Annotated in this window: 11 protein-coding genes; 6 read left to right on the forward strand and 5 right to left on the reverse strand. The window is 57.0% G+C overall.

All coding sequences use genetic code 11. The features are described from left to right. Positions 1–87 precede the first annotated feature (87 nt). Entirely contained in the window at positions 88–1,458 is a 1,371-nt protein-coding gene (gene degQ / locus CPA59_RS01630; RefSeq protein WP_038917566.1) for a serine endoprotease DegQ, read from the reverse strand. 237 nt (positions 1,459–1,695) lie between these two features. Next, positions 1,696–2,100, reverse strand: a complete 405-nt coding sequence (gene zapG, locus CPA59_RS01635) for a Z-ring associated protein ZapG (RefSeq protein WP_038663124.1) — start codon at positions 2,098–2,100, stop codon at positions 1,696–1,698. A 210-nt stretch (positions 2,101–2,310) separates the two neighbouring features. Here zapG and zapE point away from each other — a divergent pair, with 210 nt between their 5' ends. Then, positions 2,311–3,441 carry a cell division protein ZapE gene (gene zapE / locus CPA59_RS01640; protein WP_107758561.1) on the forward strand — a complete coding sequence of 377 codons (1,131 nt, stop codon included), beginning with the start codon at positions 2,311–2,313 and terminating at the stop codon, positions 3,439–3,441. Between the two features lie 55 nt (positions 3,442–3,496). Here the strand turns inward: zapE and yghX are convergent, their stop codons facing one another. After that, positions 3,497–4,384: a YghX family hydrolase gene (yghX, locus tag CPA59_RS01645; RefSeq protein WP_107758562.1), complete on the reverse strand. Its 888-nt coding sequence runs from the start codon at positions 4,382–4,384 to the stop codon at positions 3,497–3,499. Positions 4,385–4,858: 474 nt separating this feature from the next. Between yghX and rplM the strand changes: the two genes are divergently transcribed. From rplM to CPA59_RS01675, 5 genes are all read left to right on the forward strand, one after another. Further along, entirely contained in the window at positions 4,859–5,287 is a 429-nt protein-coding gene (rplM, locus tag CPA59_RS01655) for a 50S ribosomal protein L13 (protein WP_012883052.1), read from the forward strand. Between the two features lie 15 nt (positions 5,288–5,302). Continuing rightward, positions 5,303–5,695, forward strand: a complete 393-nt coding sequence (rpsI, locus tag CPA59_RS01660; protein ID WP_013316025.1) for a 30S ribosomal protein S9 — start codon at positions 5,303–5,305, stop codon at positions 5,693–5,695. A gap of 318 nt (positions 5,696–6,013) precedes the next feature. After that, positions 6,014–6,655 (forward strand): stringent starvation protein SspA, encoded by a 642-nt coding sequence (sspA, locus tag CPA59_RS01665; RefSeq protein WP_024104257.1) that lies wholly within the window; start codon positions 6,014–6,016, stop codon positions 6,653–6,655. Positions 6,656–6,659: 4 nt separating this feature from the next. Further along, positions 6,660–7,157, forward strand: coding sequence for a ClpXP protease specificity-enhancing factor (gene sspB, locus CPA59_RS01670; RefSeq protein WP_100848724.1), 498 nt, complete (start codon positions 6,660–6,662; stop codon positions 7,155–7,157). A 134-nt stretch (positions 7,158–7,291) separates the two neighbouring features. After that, positions 7,292–7,702: a GFA family protein gene (locus tag CPA59_RS01675; protein WP_107758563.1), complete on the forward strand. Its 411-nt coding sequence runs from the start codon at positions 7,292–7,294 to the stop codon at positions 7,700–7,702. Between the two features lie 71 nt (positions 7,703–7,773). Here CPA59_RS01675 and CPA59_RS01680 read toward each other — a convergent pair whose 3' ends face one another. Further along, positions 7,774–9,192 carry a glutamate synthase small subunit gene (locus CPA59_RS01680; RefSeq protein WP_107758564.1) on the reverse strand — a complete coding sequence of 473 codons (1,419 nt, stop codon included), beginning with the start codon at positions 9,190–9,192 and terminating at the stop codon, positions 7,774–7,776. Positions 9,193–9,201: 9 nt separating this feature from the next. Then, entirely contained in the window at positions 9,202–13,662 is a 4,461-nt protein-coding gene (gene gltB / locus CPA59_RS01685) for a glutamate synthase large subunit (protein WP_107758565.1), read from the reverse strand. Positions 13,663–14,045: the final 383 nt, after the last annotated feature.

The following is a 14,045-nucleotide window of genomic DNA, read 5'->3' on the forward strand; positions in this document are numbered from 1 at the left end:
AGCGTTTTGGGTGCATAAAGAAGGTTGGATCGCAGAATATCAGAGAAGAATGGACACCGCATCGCGCGGCGTCCATTTTTTCATGGCTTAACGCAGCAACAGATAGATACTCTCGTCGCCGCGGACAATATTCAGGGCCAGCACTGAAGGCTTGGCTTCCAGAATTTTGCGCAATTGGGTGATGTTTTCCACGCGTTCGCGGTTCACGCCGACAATAATGTCGCCTTTTTGCAGACCGACTTTGGCAGCGGCGCTGTCTTTAGCCACATTATCGATCGCCACGCCTTTGTTGCCGTCCTTCAACTGCCCGTTGTTGAGGGTCGCGCCTTGCAGGGCCGGAGACAGTGTGTCGGCATTGGTGGTGACGTTGGCGCTGTTATCCAGCACGACTGCGACTTCCTGCTGCTTGCCGTCGCGCAGCAGGCCGATACGTACTGTTTTGCCCGGCGCGGTGGTGCCGATCTTGGCGCGCAGTTCGGCGAAGCTGCTGATGGATTTGCCATCCAGCGATACCAGTACGTCGCCCGCTTTGATGCCGGCCTTGGCGGCGGCGGACTTAGGAATGACCTCGCTGACGAAGGCGCCGCGCTGTGCGTCCACCTTGAACGCTTTGGCGATTTCAGAGGTCATCTCGCTGCCCTTGATACCCAGCAGGCCGCGTTTCACTTCGCCGAATTCCACCAACTGCTGCGTCAGATTCTGCGCCATGTTGCTCGGAATGGCGAAACCGATGCCGACGTTACCGCCGCTCGGCGCCAGAATCGCGGTGTTGATGCCGATCAGTTCGCCGCGCAGGTTAACCAGTGCGCCGCCGGAGTTACCGCGGTTGATGGAGGCATCGGTCTGGATAAAGTTTTCCAGCCCTTCCAGATTCAGGCCGCTGCGACCCAGCGCGGAAATGATGCCGGACGTCGCGGTCTGTCCGAGTCCGAACGGGTTGCCGACGGCAACGGCGAAGTCACCGACGCGCAGCTGATCGGAGTCGGCCATTTTGACCTCGGTGAGATTCTTGGCGTCATTCAACTGCAACAGGGCGATATCGGTCTGCTCGTCGCGGCCGATCAGTTTGGCGTCGTATTCACGGCCGTCATTCAGCTGCACCTGAATTTTATCGGCGTTGTTGACGACGTGGTTATTGGTCAGCACGTAGCCTTTTTCGGCATTGATGATGACGCCGGAACCCAGCCCTTCAAACGGGCGAGAGTTCTGTTTTTCAGAAGGCGTATTGGGACCGAAGAAGAATTTAAACTCTTCCGGGATACGCTGGCGCTGTACCTGCGTGCCTTCCACGTGGACGCTCACTACGGCGGGCAGCACCTTTTCCAGCATCGGCGCCAGGCTGGGCAGAGCCTGACCTTCTACAACCGCAGGCAATGCGGCATTGGCCGGGGGCAGCGAAGACAACGACAGTCCAATACCGAGTGCCAGTGCGCTATATAACAACGATGTTTTTTTCATTGATTGTTAACTCTCTCACGACCTGCCTATGAATAAAACAATGATATATAAACTCAAACTTGCGGTGAAGACTCAGACCCAGGGCAGTGTGTAAAGTTCACTGATATTTCGTCAGCAGAATGTAACGGCCGTCGGTGCGGGGGAAGATAATAGCGGCCGACGATAGGGTCGTACCCTGACGACAAACGTCGTGCCGTCAGGGTGAATACAATCGGAAAGAACGGTAAAAATAACCGGTTACTTGCCGATCGGGCGTGTACCGCGCAGCAGGCCGGAAGCGCTGCCCGAGTAGTCGCGGGGCGGCATGTCCACCGGCGCCTGATCGTTGTCCGACTCGGCTTCGGTCAGGCGATAGCGGAACGGGTTATCCTGCATCGGGACATCCGGCAGCAGGCTGTTGGAGCTTTTCGCCATGTGCTGATAAAGCTGGCGGTAATCGCGCGCCATGTTGTCGAGCAGTTCCGCGCTGCTGGCAAAGTGACTGACCAGTTCCTGACGATATTCTTCCAGCTCGGTTTTGTTTTTCTCCAGTTCGTTTTGCAGTACCTGCTGCTGGCGCAGTTTACGGTTGCCGAACCGCATCGCGACAGCGCCAATGATGACACCGATAACAAATCCAATCAGCGCAGACTCCCAGGTCATAAAACGACTCCTATTTTGACTTCGTTGTCCCGTAGGGTTTTTTCACTTAATAATAGTCACTATAACCGCTAACCTCGCCGGAGTGGAGCCCCTGTGTCTGGTCTGACCGGGAACACAGGCGCCGCGAAGCGGTAACGCCCACGATCGCGGGCTGAACCGGCGTTAACGCACGATAAAATACAACGAAATTTTTCTCAGGGATTTTGCGCTATGCAGAGAACAACCCCTTTGGCACTTTACCAGCAGGCTTTGGCGGCACAGACCTACCAGCCGGATGAAGTGCAGCATCAGACGGTCATCCGCCTGAACGCCATTCATCAGACGCTGACGGAACAGGTGTGGGCGCCCGTGGAAAGCAGCGCGCCGGGACTGATGGCAAAATGGCGAGCCTGGATCGGGCACAAGGAAAAATCGCCGTCGCCGGTACAAGGGCTGTATATGTGGGGCGGCGTGGGGCGGGGTAAGACCTGGCTGATGGACCTGTTTTTTCACAGTCTGCCTTCGGAACGCAAGCTGCGTCTGCACTTTCACCGTTTCATGCTGCGCGTGCATGAAGAGCTGAATCAGTTGCAGGGACAGGAAAATCCGCTGGAAAAGGTGGCCGACGGGTTTAAGGCGCAAACCGACATTCTGTGCTTCGACGAGTTCTTCGTCTCCGATATTACCGACGCCATGCTGCTGGCGGAACTGTTGCGGGCGCTGTTCTCCCGGGGCATTGCGCTGGTGGCGACCTCCAATATTCCGCCGGATGAACTGTACCGCAACGGGTTGCAGCGCGCGCGTTTCCTGCCGGCTATCGAGTTGATCAAGCAGCATTGCGCTGTATTGAATGTGGATGCCGGCATCGATTACCGGCTGCGCACCCTGACTCAGGCGCACCTGTATCTGACCCCGAACAATGCGGATACCGACGCAGAGATGCAGGCGATGTTCCGCCGCCTGTCCGGGCGTGATTTCAGTCAGCCCGGTCCGGTGCTGGAGATTAATCATCGACCGCTGGCGACGCTGAGCGCCGGCGACGGGGTGCTGGCGGTGGATTTCGCCACTCTGTGCCTTGAGGCGCGTAGCCAGAATGACTACATCGCGCTATCGCGGCTGTACCACACCGTGCTGTTGCACCATGTTCCGGTGATGGAAGTTAAAGATGAGAACGCTGCCCGCCGCTTTCTGGCGCTGGTGGACGAGTTTTACGAACGCCGGGTGAAGCTGATCATGTCTGCGCAGGCGACGATGTTCGAGATTTATCAGGGCGAACATCTGAAGTTTGAATACCAGCGCTGCCTGTCGCGTTTGCAGGAAATGCAGAGCGAAGAGTACCTGCGTCAGCCCCACCTGCCGTGATTGTCGCTTGCCGCCGGGAAATGACGGCGGCAAGACGCTTTTAGCGCATGACGGTTTATACCAGATAACGCCGGAACCAGGCGATGGCCCTGTTCCATGCCAGGTCGGCGGCGGCTTTGTCGTACCGCGGCGTGGAATCGTTATGGAAGCCGTGATTGGTGCCGGGGTAGACGTAGGCTTCGTAGGTTTTATTGGCGGCTTTTAACGCGGATTCATACGCCGGCCAGCCGGAACTGATGTTGTCGTCGCGCTCTGCGTAGTGCAACAGCAACGGCGCCTTGATGCGGGCGACGTCTTCCGGTTTGGGTTGACGTCCGTAGAACGGCACGGCAGCGGCCAACTCCGGATAGGCCACGGCCGCCGCGTTGGATACGCCGCCGCCATAGCAAAATCCGGTGATGCCGACTTTGCCGGTCGCGTCTTTATGCTTCATCAGAAATTCGACTGCGGCAAAGAAATCATTCATCAATTTGGTCGGGTCGATCTGCTGCTGGAGTTCCCGCCCTTTGTCGTCGTTGCCCGGGTAGCCGCCGACTGAGCTCAGGCCGTCCGGCGCCAGCGCGATAAATCCTTCTTTGGCCAAACGTCGCGCCACATCCTCGATATACGGGTTAAGACCCCGATTTTCATGCACCACCACCACGGCGGGAACCGGGCCGCTGGTTTTGGCCGGCCGCACAAGATAGCCGCGTACGCTGCCGTGACCGTTGGGGGAAGGGTAGGTGATGTATTCCGGGATGATCGCCGGGTCGGTGAATTCCACCTGCTGTGCCAGCGCATAGTTCGGGCTCATCAGGGATAGAATGGTCATGGCGGTCAGGCCGCCCGCGGCATACCTGGCGGCGCGCTCCAGAAACTCGCGCTTGGTCAGTTTGCCGTGCGCGTAATAGTCATAAAGCTCAAGCAATTCCGGTTGAAAATCTTTTGCTGTAAGGCGCGTCATCTCACTCTTCCTCCGCTGATGTTGTTCCAAATCAATGTAGCAAAAAGAAAAGCGGGCCGGAGTGGATGCACCATAGGCCAGCAGGGTGGATGTTGGCGGTGAGGTGTGAAAACCGTTACTTATCAAATCATTATCGTGATGCAACGCGGCGGTGATGTTCGGTTGCTTGCGCCGCCTCCACAATGCTTACCATGCTTTACTTTTCGTGGATGCGGTTTTGCTCCGACGCGGTTACGCCGGCTCAAATCTTTCGCCATTTGGTTGAGAAAAAAGTCGATCTTTGGAATCGACTTCTCTATAATCTTGCGACCCCACGTTACAACAAAGTTTTTTCCCGAAACTTTAATCGCGCTGGCAATAGCTATTCGAAGGGGTAGGTTTGCTGGACTAGATAGCCGTGTGAACCTCAAAACACTATATTTATGAAGCGTTTGGGTGTTCACCAACGTGTAACTTAAATTGGGTAAGCTTTTAATGAAAACTTTTACAGCTAAACCAGAAACCGTAAAACGCGACTGGTACGTTGTTGATGCGAGCGGTAAAACTCTTGGCCGTCTGGCTACTGAACTGGCTCGTCGTCTGCGCGGTAAGCACAAAGCGGAATACACTCCGCACGTTGATACCGGTGACTACATCATCGTTCTGAACGCAGAAAAAGTTGCTGTAACCGGCAACAAACGTTCTGACAAGATGTACTACCACCACACCGGCCACATCGGTGGTATCAAAGAAGCGACCTTTGAAGAGATGATTGCCCGCCGTCCTGAGCGCGTAATTGAAATCGCGGTTAAAGGCATGCTGCCGAAGGGCCCGCTGGGTCGTGCTATGTACCGTAAACTGAAAGTTTACGCTGGTAACGAGCACAATCACGCGGCACAGCAACCGCAAGTTCTGGACATTTAATCGGGATTACAGGCAATGGCTGAAAATCAATACTACGGCACTGGTCGCCGCAAAAGCTCCGCCGCTCGCGTATTTATCAAACCGGGTAGCGGCAACATCGTCATCAACCAGCGTACTCTGGAACAGTACTTCGGCCGCGAAACTGCTCGCATGGTCGTTCGCCAGCCGCTGGAACTGGTCGACATGGTTGGTAAACTGGATCTGTACATCACCGTTAAAGGTGGTGGTATCTCCGGTCAGGCCGGTGCTATCCGTCATGGTATCACCCGCGCTCTGATGGAATACGACGAATCTCTGCGTTCTGAATTGCGTAAAGCTGGCTTCGTTACTCGTGACGCTCGTCAGGTTGAACGTAAAAAAGTTGGTCTGCGCAAAGCACGTCGTCGTCCGCAGTTCTCCAAACGTTAATTTCTGGCTGCCTGGCAGCGAAATCAACGCAGAAAAACCCGGTGCCTGTCACCGGGTTTTTTTTCGACCTGTATCGTTCATGGAAAAAATCTGCTTTGATTACCGTGGGTTAGTCATGAAAATACGCTTATCCCCCCACAAAACAAACAGAATCTGATACACTATTCGCCGGTTTTGTGCCTGTTCGCCAGCAAGTGATTTTAACAGAACGACGGATGTCGTCCGCTTTCCCCGCGGGGAAGTCCAAACGCGGCAAGGCCAGCAGGATCCTATTCGATCGGTTGTTCGCCGTATTTTTTCGATAACTTGGAGGTTTTCATGGCTGTCGCTGCCAACAAACGTTCGGTGATGACGCTGTTTTCCGGTCCGTCCGACATTTTTAGCCATCAGGTCCGCATCGTACTGGCCGAGAAAGGGGTGAGTGTCGAGATTGAACAGGTGGACATGGATAATCTGCCGCAGGACCTTATCGACCTCAACCCCTACGGTTCCGTACCGACGCTGGTTGACCGTGAGCTGACGTTGTATGAATCACGTATCATCATGGAATATCTGGATGAGCGTTTCCCTCATCCGCCGTTGATGCCGGTCTATCCGGTGGCGCGCGGCAACAGTCGCCTGATGATGCACCGGATTGAGCAGGATTGGTATTCGTTGATGAAAACCGTCCTGAATGGCAATGCACAGGATGCGGAGGCCGCGCGCAAGCAACTTCGTGAAGAGCTGCTGGCTATCGCCCCGGTTTTCAACGAAGCCCCGTATTTCATGAGTGAAGAATTCAGTCTGGTGGATTGCTATCTGGCACCGCTGCTGTGGCGTCTGCCGCTGCTGGGGATTGAATTGAGCGGTTCCGGCGCCAAGGAACTGAAAGGCTACATGACGCGTGTGTTCGAACGCGATGCCTTCCTCGCTTCCCTGACTGAAGCCGAGCGCGAAATCCGGTTGCAATCCAGAGGGTAATGGCATGACGTTGTCTCAGCTCTCTCCGCGCCGCCCGTATTTATTACGGGCCTTTTATGACTGGTTGCTGGACAACCAGCTGACGCCGCATCTGGTGGTGGATGTGACCGTTCCCGGCGTGCAGGTGCCGATGGAGTTTGCACGCGACGGGCAAATTGTCCTGAATATTGCGCCGCGTGCGGTGGGAAATCTCGAACTGGCTGACGACAGCGTACGTTTCAACGCGCGTTTTGGTGGTGTTCCCCGGCAGGTGTTCGTTCCGATGGCGTCGGTTATGGCGATTTATGCCCGGGAAAATGGCGCGGGCACCATGTTTGAGCCGGAGCCAGCCTACGAAATCGTCGAAGAGTTTGGCGAGCAGCCTCAAACCGAAGATGAGTCCAAACCGACGCTGATATCGGTGGTGGACAACGAATCTCCCTCTTCGCAGAACGAGCAGCCGGATGACGAGCCGCCGCAGCCGCCGCGAGGCGGCAGACCTTCCCTGCGCGTGGTCAAATAATCGCGATTGATAAAAAAGGCACAGTAATGTGCCTTTTTTATTGGTTGGAAGAAAAGCAGCAACAGTAACGTACTTTGCTGTTTATCAACGGGTTTATCCATTGTCAGTGTCGTGTCTAATCGAAGGAGAATGTGATGAAAACCAGTCAAGGCCGCTGTTTATGCGGTGCGGTAACCATAACGGTCCCTGAGTCATGTACGCATGATGTCTACGTCTGCCATTGTGGTATGTGCCAGAAGTGGGGCGGCGGGCCGTTGATGGCGATTGAATCTCAGCATGATGTGGTGATTGAAGGGAAAGAGCATATCGGTTTTTATCGCTCTTCCGACTGGGCGGAGCGCGCGTTCTGCCGTACATGCGGGACTCATCTGTTTTATCGGTTGCTTGAACCGGAGATCTATTCGCTTTCGGCGGGGCTATTTTCAGACGGACCAAAACGATTGGTTTCGCAAATCTATGTTGATAATAAGCCTGATTATTACGACTTCGCGCAGCAAACCCCAATGATGACCGAACAGGATGTTATTGATTTACATAAAGCGTAATATCCGCTCGATCGCCAGCAAGAAAAAAGCAAAAGGCGGCCTGAGCCGCCTTTGAGATATCCTGAAAGCGATTACACTTCCAGATAGTTCATGATGCCGTCAGCCGCTTTGCGGCCTTCGGCGATCGCCGTGACCACCAGGTCGGAGCCACGCACCGCATCGCCGCCGGCGAAGATTTTCGGGTTTGAGGTCTGGAAAGCGCTGTCGCTCTGCTCCGGCGCGATGATGCGGCCTTGTGCGTCCAGATCCACGCCGTGCTCCGCCAGCCATGCCATCTTGTGCGGACGGAAACCGAACGCCATGATGACAGCATCCGCTTCCAGCACATGCTCAGACCCTTCCACCGCTTCCGGGCGACGGCGGCCATTGGCATCCGGCACACCCAGTTCGGTACGAATCACGCGTACGCCGCACACTTTACCCGCGCCGTTGATTTCGATGCTCAGCGGTTGCAGGTTGAAGCGGAATTCCACGCCTTCTTCACGCGCATTTTTCACTTCGCGTTTGGAACCCGGCATGTTCTCTTCATCACGGCGGTAGGCACAGGTCACGTGCGTCGCGCCCTGACGAATCGAGGTGCGCAGGCAGTCCATCGCCGTATCGCCGCCGCCCAGCACTACGACGCGCTTGCCCTGCATCGACGTGTAAGGTTCCTGTTCGCCGGTTGCGAAGCCCATCAGGTGCTTGGTGTTGGCAATCAGGAACGGCAGCGCATCGTATACGCCCGGCGCGTCTTCATTTTCCAGCCCGCCGCGCATCGACTGATAGGTGCCGACGCCCAGGAAGACGGCGTCATATTCCGTCAGCAGGTCGCTCAACTGAATGTCTTTGCCGACTTCGGTGTTAAGCTGGAATTCGATACCCATCTCGGTGAAGATTTCGCGGCGTTTGGTCATCACCTCTTTTTCCAGCTTGAAAGCAGGAATACCGAAGGTCAGCAAACCACCGATTTCCGGGTGGCGGTCATAAACCACCGCCTTCACGCCGTTACGGGTCAGCACGTCGGCGCAGGCCAGCCCGGCAGGGCCGGCACCGATAATAGCCACGCGCTTGCCGGTCGGCTGTACCGACGACACGTCCGGACGCCAGCCCATCTCGATCGCTTTATCGTTGATGTAGCGCTCGATGTTGCCGATGGTGACGGCGCCGAATTCGTCGTTCAGGGTGCAAGACCCTTCGCACAGGCGATCCTGCGGGCAAACGCGGCCGCACACTTCCGGCAGGCTATTGGTCTGGTGAGACAGCTCCGCCGCTTCAATGATCCGGCCTTCGTTGGCCAGTTTCAGCCAGTTCGGGATGTAGTTGTGAACCGGACATTTCCATTCGCAGTAAGGGTTGCCGCAGGCCAGGCAGCGATCTGCCTGCGCCTTGGACTGGCTTTCCGAGAACGGCTCGTAAATTTCAACAAACTCGATTTTACGAATCTTCAGCGGTTTCTTGGGCGGATCAACGCGCTGTAAGTCGATAAACTGATAAACATTCTGACTCATGATGACCTCTTACTGCGCCTGTACCCGCAGCTCCGCTGCGGAACGACTACGATGACCCAACAACGCTTTCACATCACTTGATTTCGGCTTTACCAGCGCAAATTTCGATGCCCAGACCGGCCAGTTGGCGAGGATTTCCTCACCGCGTTGCGAGCCGGTGTGCTGGACGTGCTCGGTAATCAGCCCGCGCAGATGCTCTTCATGAATCGCCAGGTTTTCCACATCCAGCACTTCAACCAGTTCCGGGTTGACGCGTTTGCGGAATTCGCCGTCCTCATCCAGAACGTAGGCGAAGCCGCCGGTCATGCCTGCGCCGAAGTTGACGCCGGTACGACCCAGGATGCAGACGATACCGCCGGTCATGTATTCGCAGCCGTTATCGCCGATGCCTTCCACCACGGTGATGGCGCCGGAGTTACGTACCGCGAAACGCTCGCCGGCACGCCCAGCGGCGAACAGCTTACCGCCGGTCGCGCCGTACAGGCAGGTGTTGCCGATGATGCTGGCCTCGTGGCTGCGGAAGGCCGAGCCGACCGGCGGACGTACGGAGATAATGCCGCCAGCCATGCCTTTGCCCACGTAGTCGTTGGCGTCGCCGGTCAGGGTCAGTTCAACGCCGCCGGCGTTCCACACGCCGAAGCTCTGGCCGGCTGTACCGGTGAAATGCGCTTTGATCGGATCGCTCGCCAGCCCCTGATCGCCGTGTTTTTCCGCGATCACGCCGGACAAGGTCGCGCCGACGGAGCGGTCAGTGTTACGGATGTCAAAGTAGAGCGTTTTGCTCTGTCTGGCGTCGACATGTGCCTGAGCCTGCGCGATCAGTTCTTTGTTCAGCAGGCCCTTGTCAAACGACGGGTTACCTTCGGTGCAGTACAGCGCTTTGCCGGGTTGCGGCGTCACGGTGTGCAGCAACGGCGACAGGTCCAGCTTGTTCTGCTTGGCGGTAATACCGTCCAGTTCGACCAGCAGATCGGTGCGGCCGATCAGGTCTACCAGACGGCTGATGCCCAGTTCCGCCATCAGCTCGCGGGTTTCGCGGGCGATGAAGGTGAAGTAGTTCACCACACGCTCCGGCAGACCGTGATAGTGGTCGCGGCGCAGCTTGTCATCCTGCGTCGCCACGCCGGTGGCACAGTTGTTCAGGTGGCAGATACGCAGGTATTTACAACCCAGCGCCACCATCGGTCCGGTGCCGAAGCCAAAGCTTTCCGCTCCCAGAATCGCCGCTTTCACGATGTCCAGACCGGTTTTCAGGCCGCCGTCAACCTGCAGGCGGATTTTGTGACGCAGGCCGTTGGCGACCAGCGCCTGCTGGGTTTCCACCAGACCCAGTTCCCACGGGCAACCGGCGTATTTCACCGAGGACAGCGGGCTGGCGCCGGTGCCGCCGTCGTAACCGGCGATGGTAATCAGGTCGGCATAGGCTTTCGCCACACCGGTAGCGATGGTGCCGACGCCCGGCTCGGAAACCAGCTTGACCGAAATCATCGCCTTCGGGTTGACCTGTTTCAGGTCGAAAATCAGCTGCGCCAGGTCTTCGATCGAATAAATATCATGGTGCGGCGGCGGCGAAATCAGGGTCACGCCCGGTACGGAGTAACGCAGGCGCGCGATGTACGGCGTGACTTTGTCGCCCGGCAACTGGCCGCCTTCACCCGGTTTGGCGCCCTGCGCCACCTTGATTTGGATAACGTCGGCGTTGACCAGATAGGCCGGGGTGACGCCAAAACGACCGGAAGCCACCTGCTTGATACGGGATACTTTATTGGTGCCGTAACGCGCTGGGTCTTCGCCGCCTTCGCCGGAGTTGGAGAAACCACCCAGGCTGTTCATGGCTTCCGCCAGCGACTCATGCGCTTCGGGGCTCAGCGCGCCGATGGACATGGCGGCGGTATCGAAGCGTTTGAACAGTTCAGAATCCGGCTCGACCTGCTCCAGCGGGATAGCCGCGCCTTCCTGCAGCTGCAACGCCAGCAGGTCGCGCAGCATGGACGCCGGGCGCTCGTTCACCAGTTTGGCGTACTGCTGGTAATCGTGGTAGTCGCCGCTGTGCACCGCGGTTTGCAGCGTTTTCACCACATCCGGGTTGTAAGCGTGGTACTCGCCGCCGTAGACAAATTTGAGCAAGCCGCCCTGATCGAGCTTCTGACGCTTGAGCCAGGCGCGTTTGGACAGATTTTGCAGATCCTGCTCGAAGTCGCTGAAGTTGGCGCCGCCGATGCGGCTCACCACGCCCTGGAAGCAGCGGGACGCCACATCGTTGTGCAGACCGACCGCTTCGAACAGTTTCGAACAGCGGTAGGAGGCGATGGTGGAGATCCCCATCTTGGACATGATCTTGTACAGGCCCTTGTTGATGCCGTTGCGGTAGTTCTGCATCACGGTACGGTACGGCTTGTCGATGGTGTGGTTATCCACCAGACGGGCCAGCGCTTCATAGGCCAGATACGGGTAAATCGCGGTAGCGCCGAAGCCGAGCAGCACGGCGAAATGGTGCGGATCGCGGGCACTGGCGGTTTCAACGATGATGTTGGCATCGCAGCGCAGGCTCTTTTCCACCAGACGCGCCTGAATCGCGCCCACCGCCATCGGCGCCGGCACCGGCAGGCGATCCTGCGCGATGCCGCGGTCGGTCAGCACCAGCAATACTGCTCCGGCGCGCACCTTGTATTCCGCTTCGTCGCACAGTTTTTCAACCGTGTCCTGCAATGAACGCTGTTTCGGATCGAAGGTGATATCGATCTTCTCGGCGCGATAGTGCTCGGGATCCTGATTGATCAACTGAATGAAGTCGGAGTAGAGCAGGATCGGTGATTTGAAGCTCAGGCGGTGAGCCTGACCTTCCGCCTCGCAGAAGACGTTCATTTCACGACCGATACAGGTGGCGAGCGACATCACGTGTGCTTCGCGCAGCGGGTCGATCGGCGGGTTGGTTACCTGCGCGAATTGCTGGCGGAAATAATCGTAAATGATGCGCGGACGGCTCGACAGCACGGCGAACGGCGTGTCGTCGCCCATGGAGCCGGTCGCTTCCTGACCGTTTTCCCCCAGCACGCGAATAACCTGATCCAGCTCTTCGTTACTGTAGCCGAACTGCTTCTGGTAGGTTTCCAGCAGCGCGTCGTCAAGCTCCCGGCTACCGACCTGATCGTCCGGCAGCTCTTCGAACGGCACCAGACGCTTGACGTTTTTCTCCATCCACTCTTTGTACGGATGGCGGCTTTTCAGGTCATCGTCGGTTTCGGTCGAATGCAGGATACGGCCGGTACGGGTGTCGATCACCATCAGTTCGCCCGGACCGACGCGGCCTTTTTCCACCACTTCGTCAGGCTGGTAATCCCAGATGCCCACTTCGGAGGCGCAGGTGATCAACTTATCTTTGGTGATGACATAGCGCGCCGGACGCAGACCGTTACGGTCGAGGTTACAGGCCGCGTAGCGCCCGTCAGACAGCACCAGACCGGCCGGACCGTCCCACGGCTCCATGTGCATGGAGTTGAAGTCAAAGAAGGCGCGCAGCTCCGGGTCCATATTCGGGTTGTTCTGCCAGGCCGGCGGCACCAGCAGACGCATGGCGCGCACGATGTCCATCCCGCCCGCCAGGAACAGCTCCAGCATATTGTCCAGCGACATGGAGTCTGAACCGCTTTCGTCCACGAACGGTGCGGCGTCCAGCAGATCGGGAATCAGCGGGGTCTTGAATTTGTAGGCGCGGGCGCGGGCCCACTGGCGGTTGCCGGTGATGGTGTTGATTTCGCCGTTGTGCGCCAGATAGCGGAACGGCTGCGCCAGACGCCAGCGCGGCACGGTATTGGTGGAGAAACGCTGGTGGAACAGGCAGATGGCCGATTCCAGACGCAGGTCCGCCAGATCCAGATAGAACCGCGGCAGGTCCGCGGGCATGCACAGACCTTTATAGATATTCACCAGATTGGAGAGGCTGCACACATAGAAATCTTTATCCTGCACGCGCTTCTCGATACGGCGGCGCGCCATGAACAGGCGGCGTTCCATATCACGCGGACGCCAGCCGGCCGGGGCGTTGACAAAAATCTGTTCGATGCGCGGCAGAGAAGAGAGCGCGATCTCACCCAGCACGTCCGGGTTGGTCGGCACTTCGCGCCAGCCGAGTACGGACAGGGTTTCATTCTGCAGTTCTTCTTCGACAATTCGACGGGTGGCCCGAGCCTTTTCTTCATCCCGGCTGAGGAACAGCATGCCGACCGCGTAATTGTTGGCCAGACGCCAGTTGTGTTCTTCGGCGACCAGGCGGAAGAAACGATCGGGTTTCTGAAGTAATAAGCCGCAACCGTCGCCGGTCTTGCCGTCGGCAAGGATCGCGCCACGGTGCTGCATGCGGGCCAGGGCGTGAATCGCCGTCCGCACGACTTTATGGCTCGGTTCACCTTCTATATGGGCGATCAATCCGAAACCACAGTTGTCTCTTTCATGGGATGCATCGTACAACATATCTCAGTGAACCTCCCCAGGCTCTGTATGACTTCCTCATCGCCAATGCCACCACCAGAATGCGGGCGCTTATTAAATGGCGTGTTAACCGCGCGCTAACCGCGAGCGACCCCTTCACTGCGCCAATTTGACATCAGTGGTGTGCGCCGCTCTCTTTTATCTGGCCTCTCGTAAGGTCTCACAAGTGGTGTGCTTGCTTGATGAGGGAGTCTTCTTCTTACTGCATAAATATGACGAGACGTTGACTCGTCGGGAAAGCTTCCAGCGGATTCCCAAATTAGCGAGAAACCCTGTTCAGGTCAAATCTCCATAGCGGGTAAGCACTTTAGGGATAATGTTTACTTATGTTTATGAAATAAAAGGATTTAATTAATAAAAATAAG

Source organism: Dickeya sp. Secpp 1600 (assembly GCF_003049805.1).
GTDB classification, from domain to species: Bacteria; Pseudomonadota; Gammaproteobacteria; order Enterobacterales; family Enterobacteriaceae; genus Dickeya; species Dickeya fangzhongdai.

Coding starts and splice junctions, on each gene's coding strand:
- degQ (WP_038917566.1), bottom strand. CDS start 1,458: ATGAAAAAAACATCGTTGTTATATAGCGCACTGGCACTCGGTATTGGA.
- zapG (WP_038663124.1), bottom strand. CDS start 2,100: ATGACCTGGGAGTCTGCGCTGATTGGATTTGTTATCGGTGTCATCATT.
- zapE (WP_107758561.1), top strand. CDS start 2,311: ATGCAGAGAACAACCCCTTTGGCACTTTACCAGCAGGCTTTGGCGGCA.
- yghX (WP_107758562.1), bottom strand. CDS start 4,384: ATGACGCGCCTTACAGCAAAAGATTTTCAACCGGAATTGCTTGAGCTT.
- rplM (WP_012883052.1), top strand. CDS start 4,859: ATGAAAACTTTTACAGCTAAACCAGAAACCGTAAAACGCGACTGGTAC.
- rpsI (WP_013316025.1), top strand. CDS start 5,303: ATGGCTGAAAATCAATACTACGGCACTGGTCGCCGCAAAAGCTCCGCC.
- sspA (WP_024104257.1), top strand. CDS start 6,014: ATGGCTGTCGCTGCCAACAAACGTTCGGTGATGACGCTGTTTTCCGGT.
- sspB (WP_100848724.1), top strand. CDS start 6,660: ATGACGTTGTCTCAGCTCTCTCCGCGCCGCCCGTATTTATTACGGGCC.
- CPA59_RS01675 (WP_107758563.1), top strand. CDS start 7,292: ATGAAAACCAGTCAAGGCCGCTGTTTATGCGGTGCGGTAACCATAACG.
- CPA59_RS01680 (WP_107758564.1), bottom strand. CDS start 9,192: ATGAGTCAGAATGTTTATCAGTTTATCGACTTACAGCGCGTTGATCCG.
- gltB (WP_107758565.1), bottom strand. CDS start 13,662: ATGTTGTACGATGCATCCCATGAAAGAGACAACTGTGGTTTCGGATTG.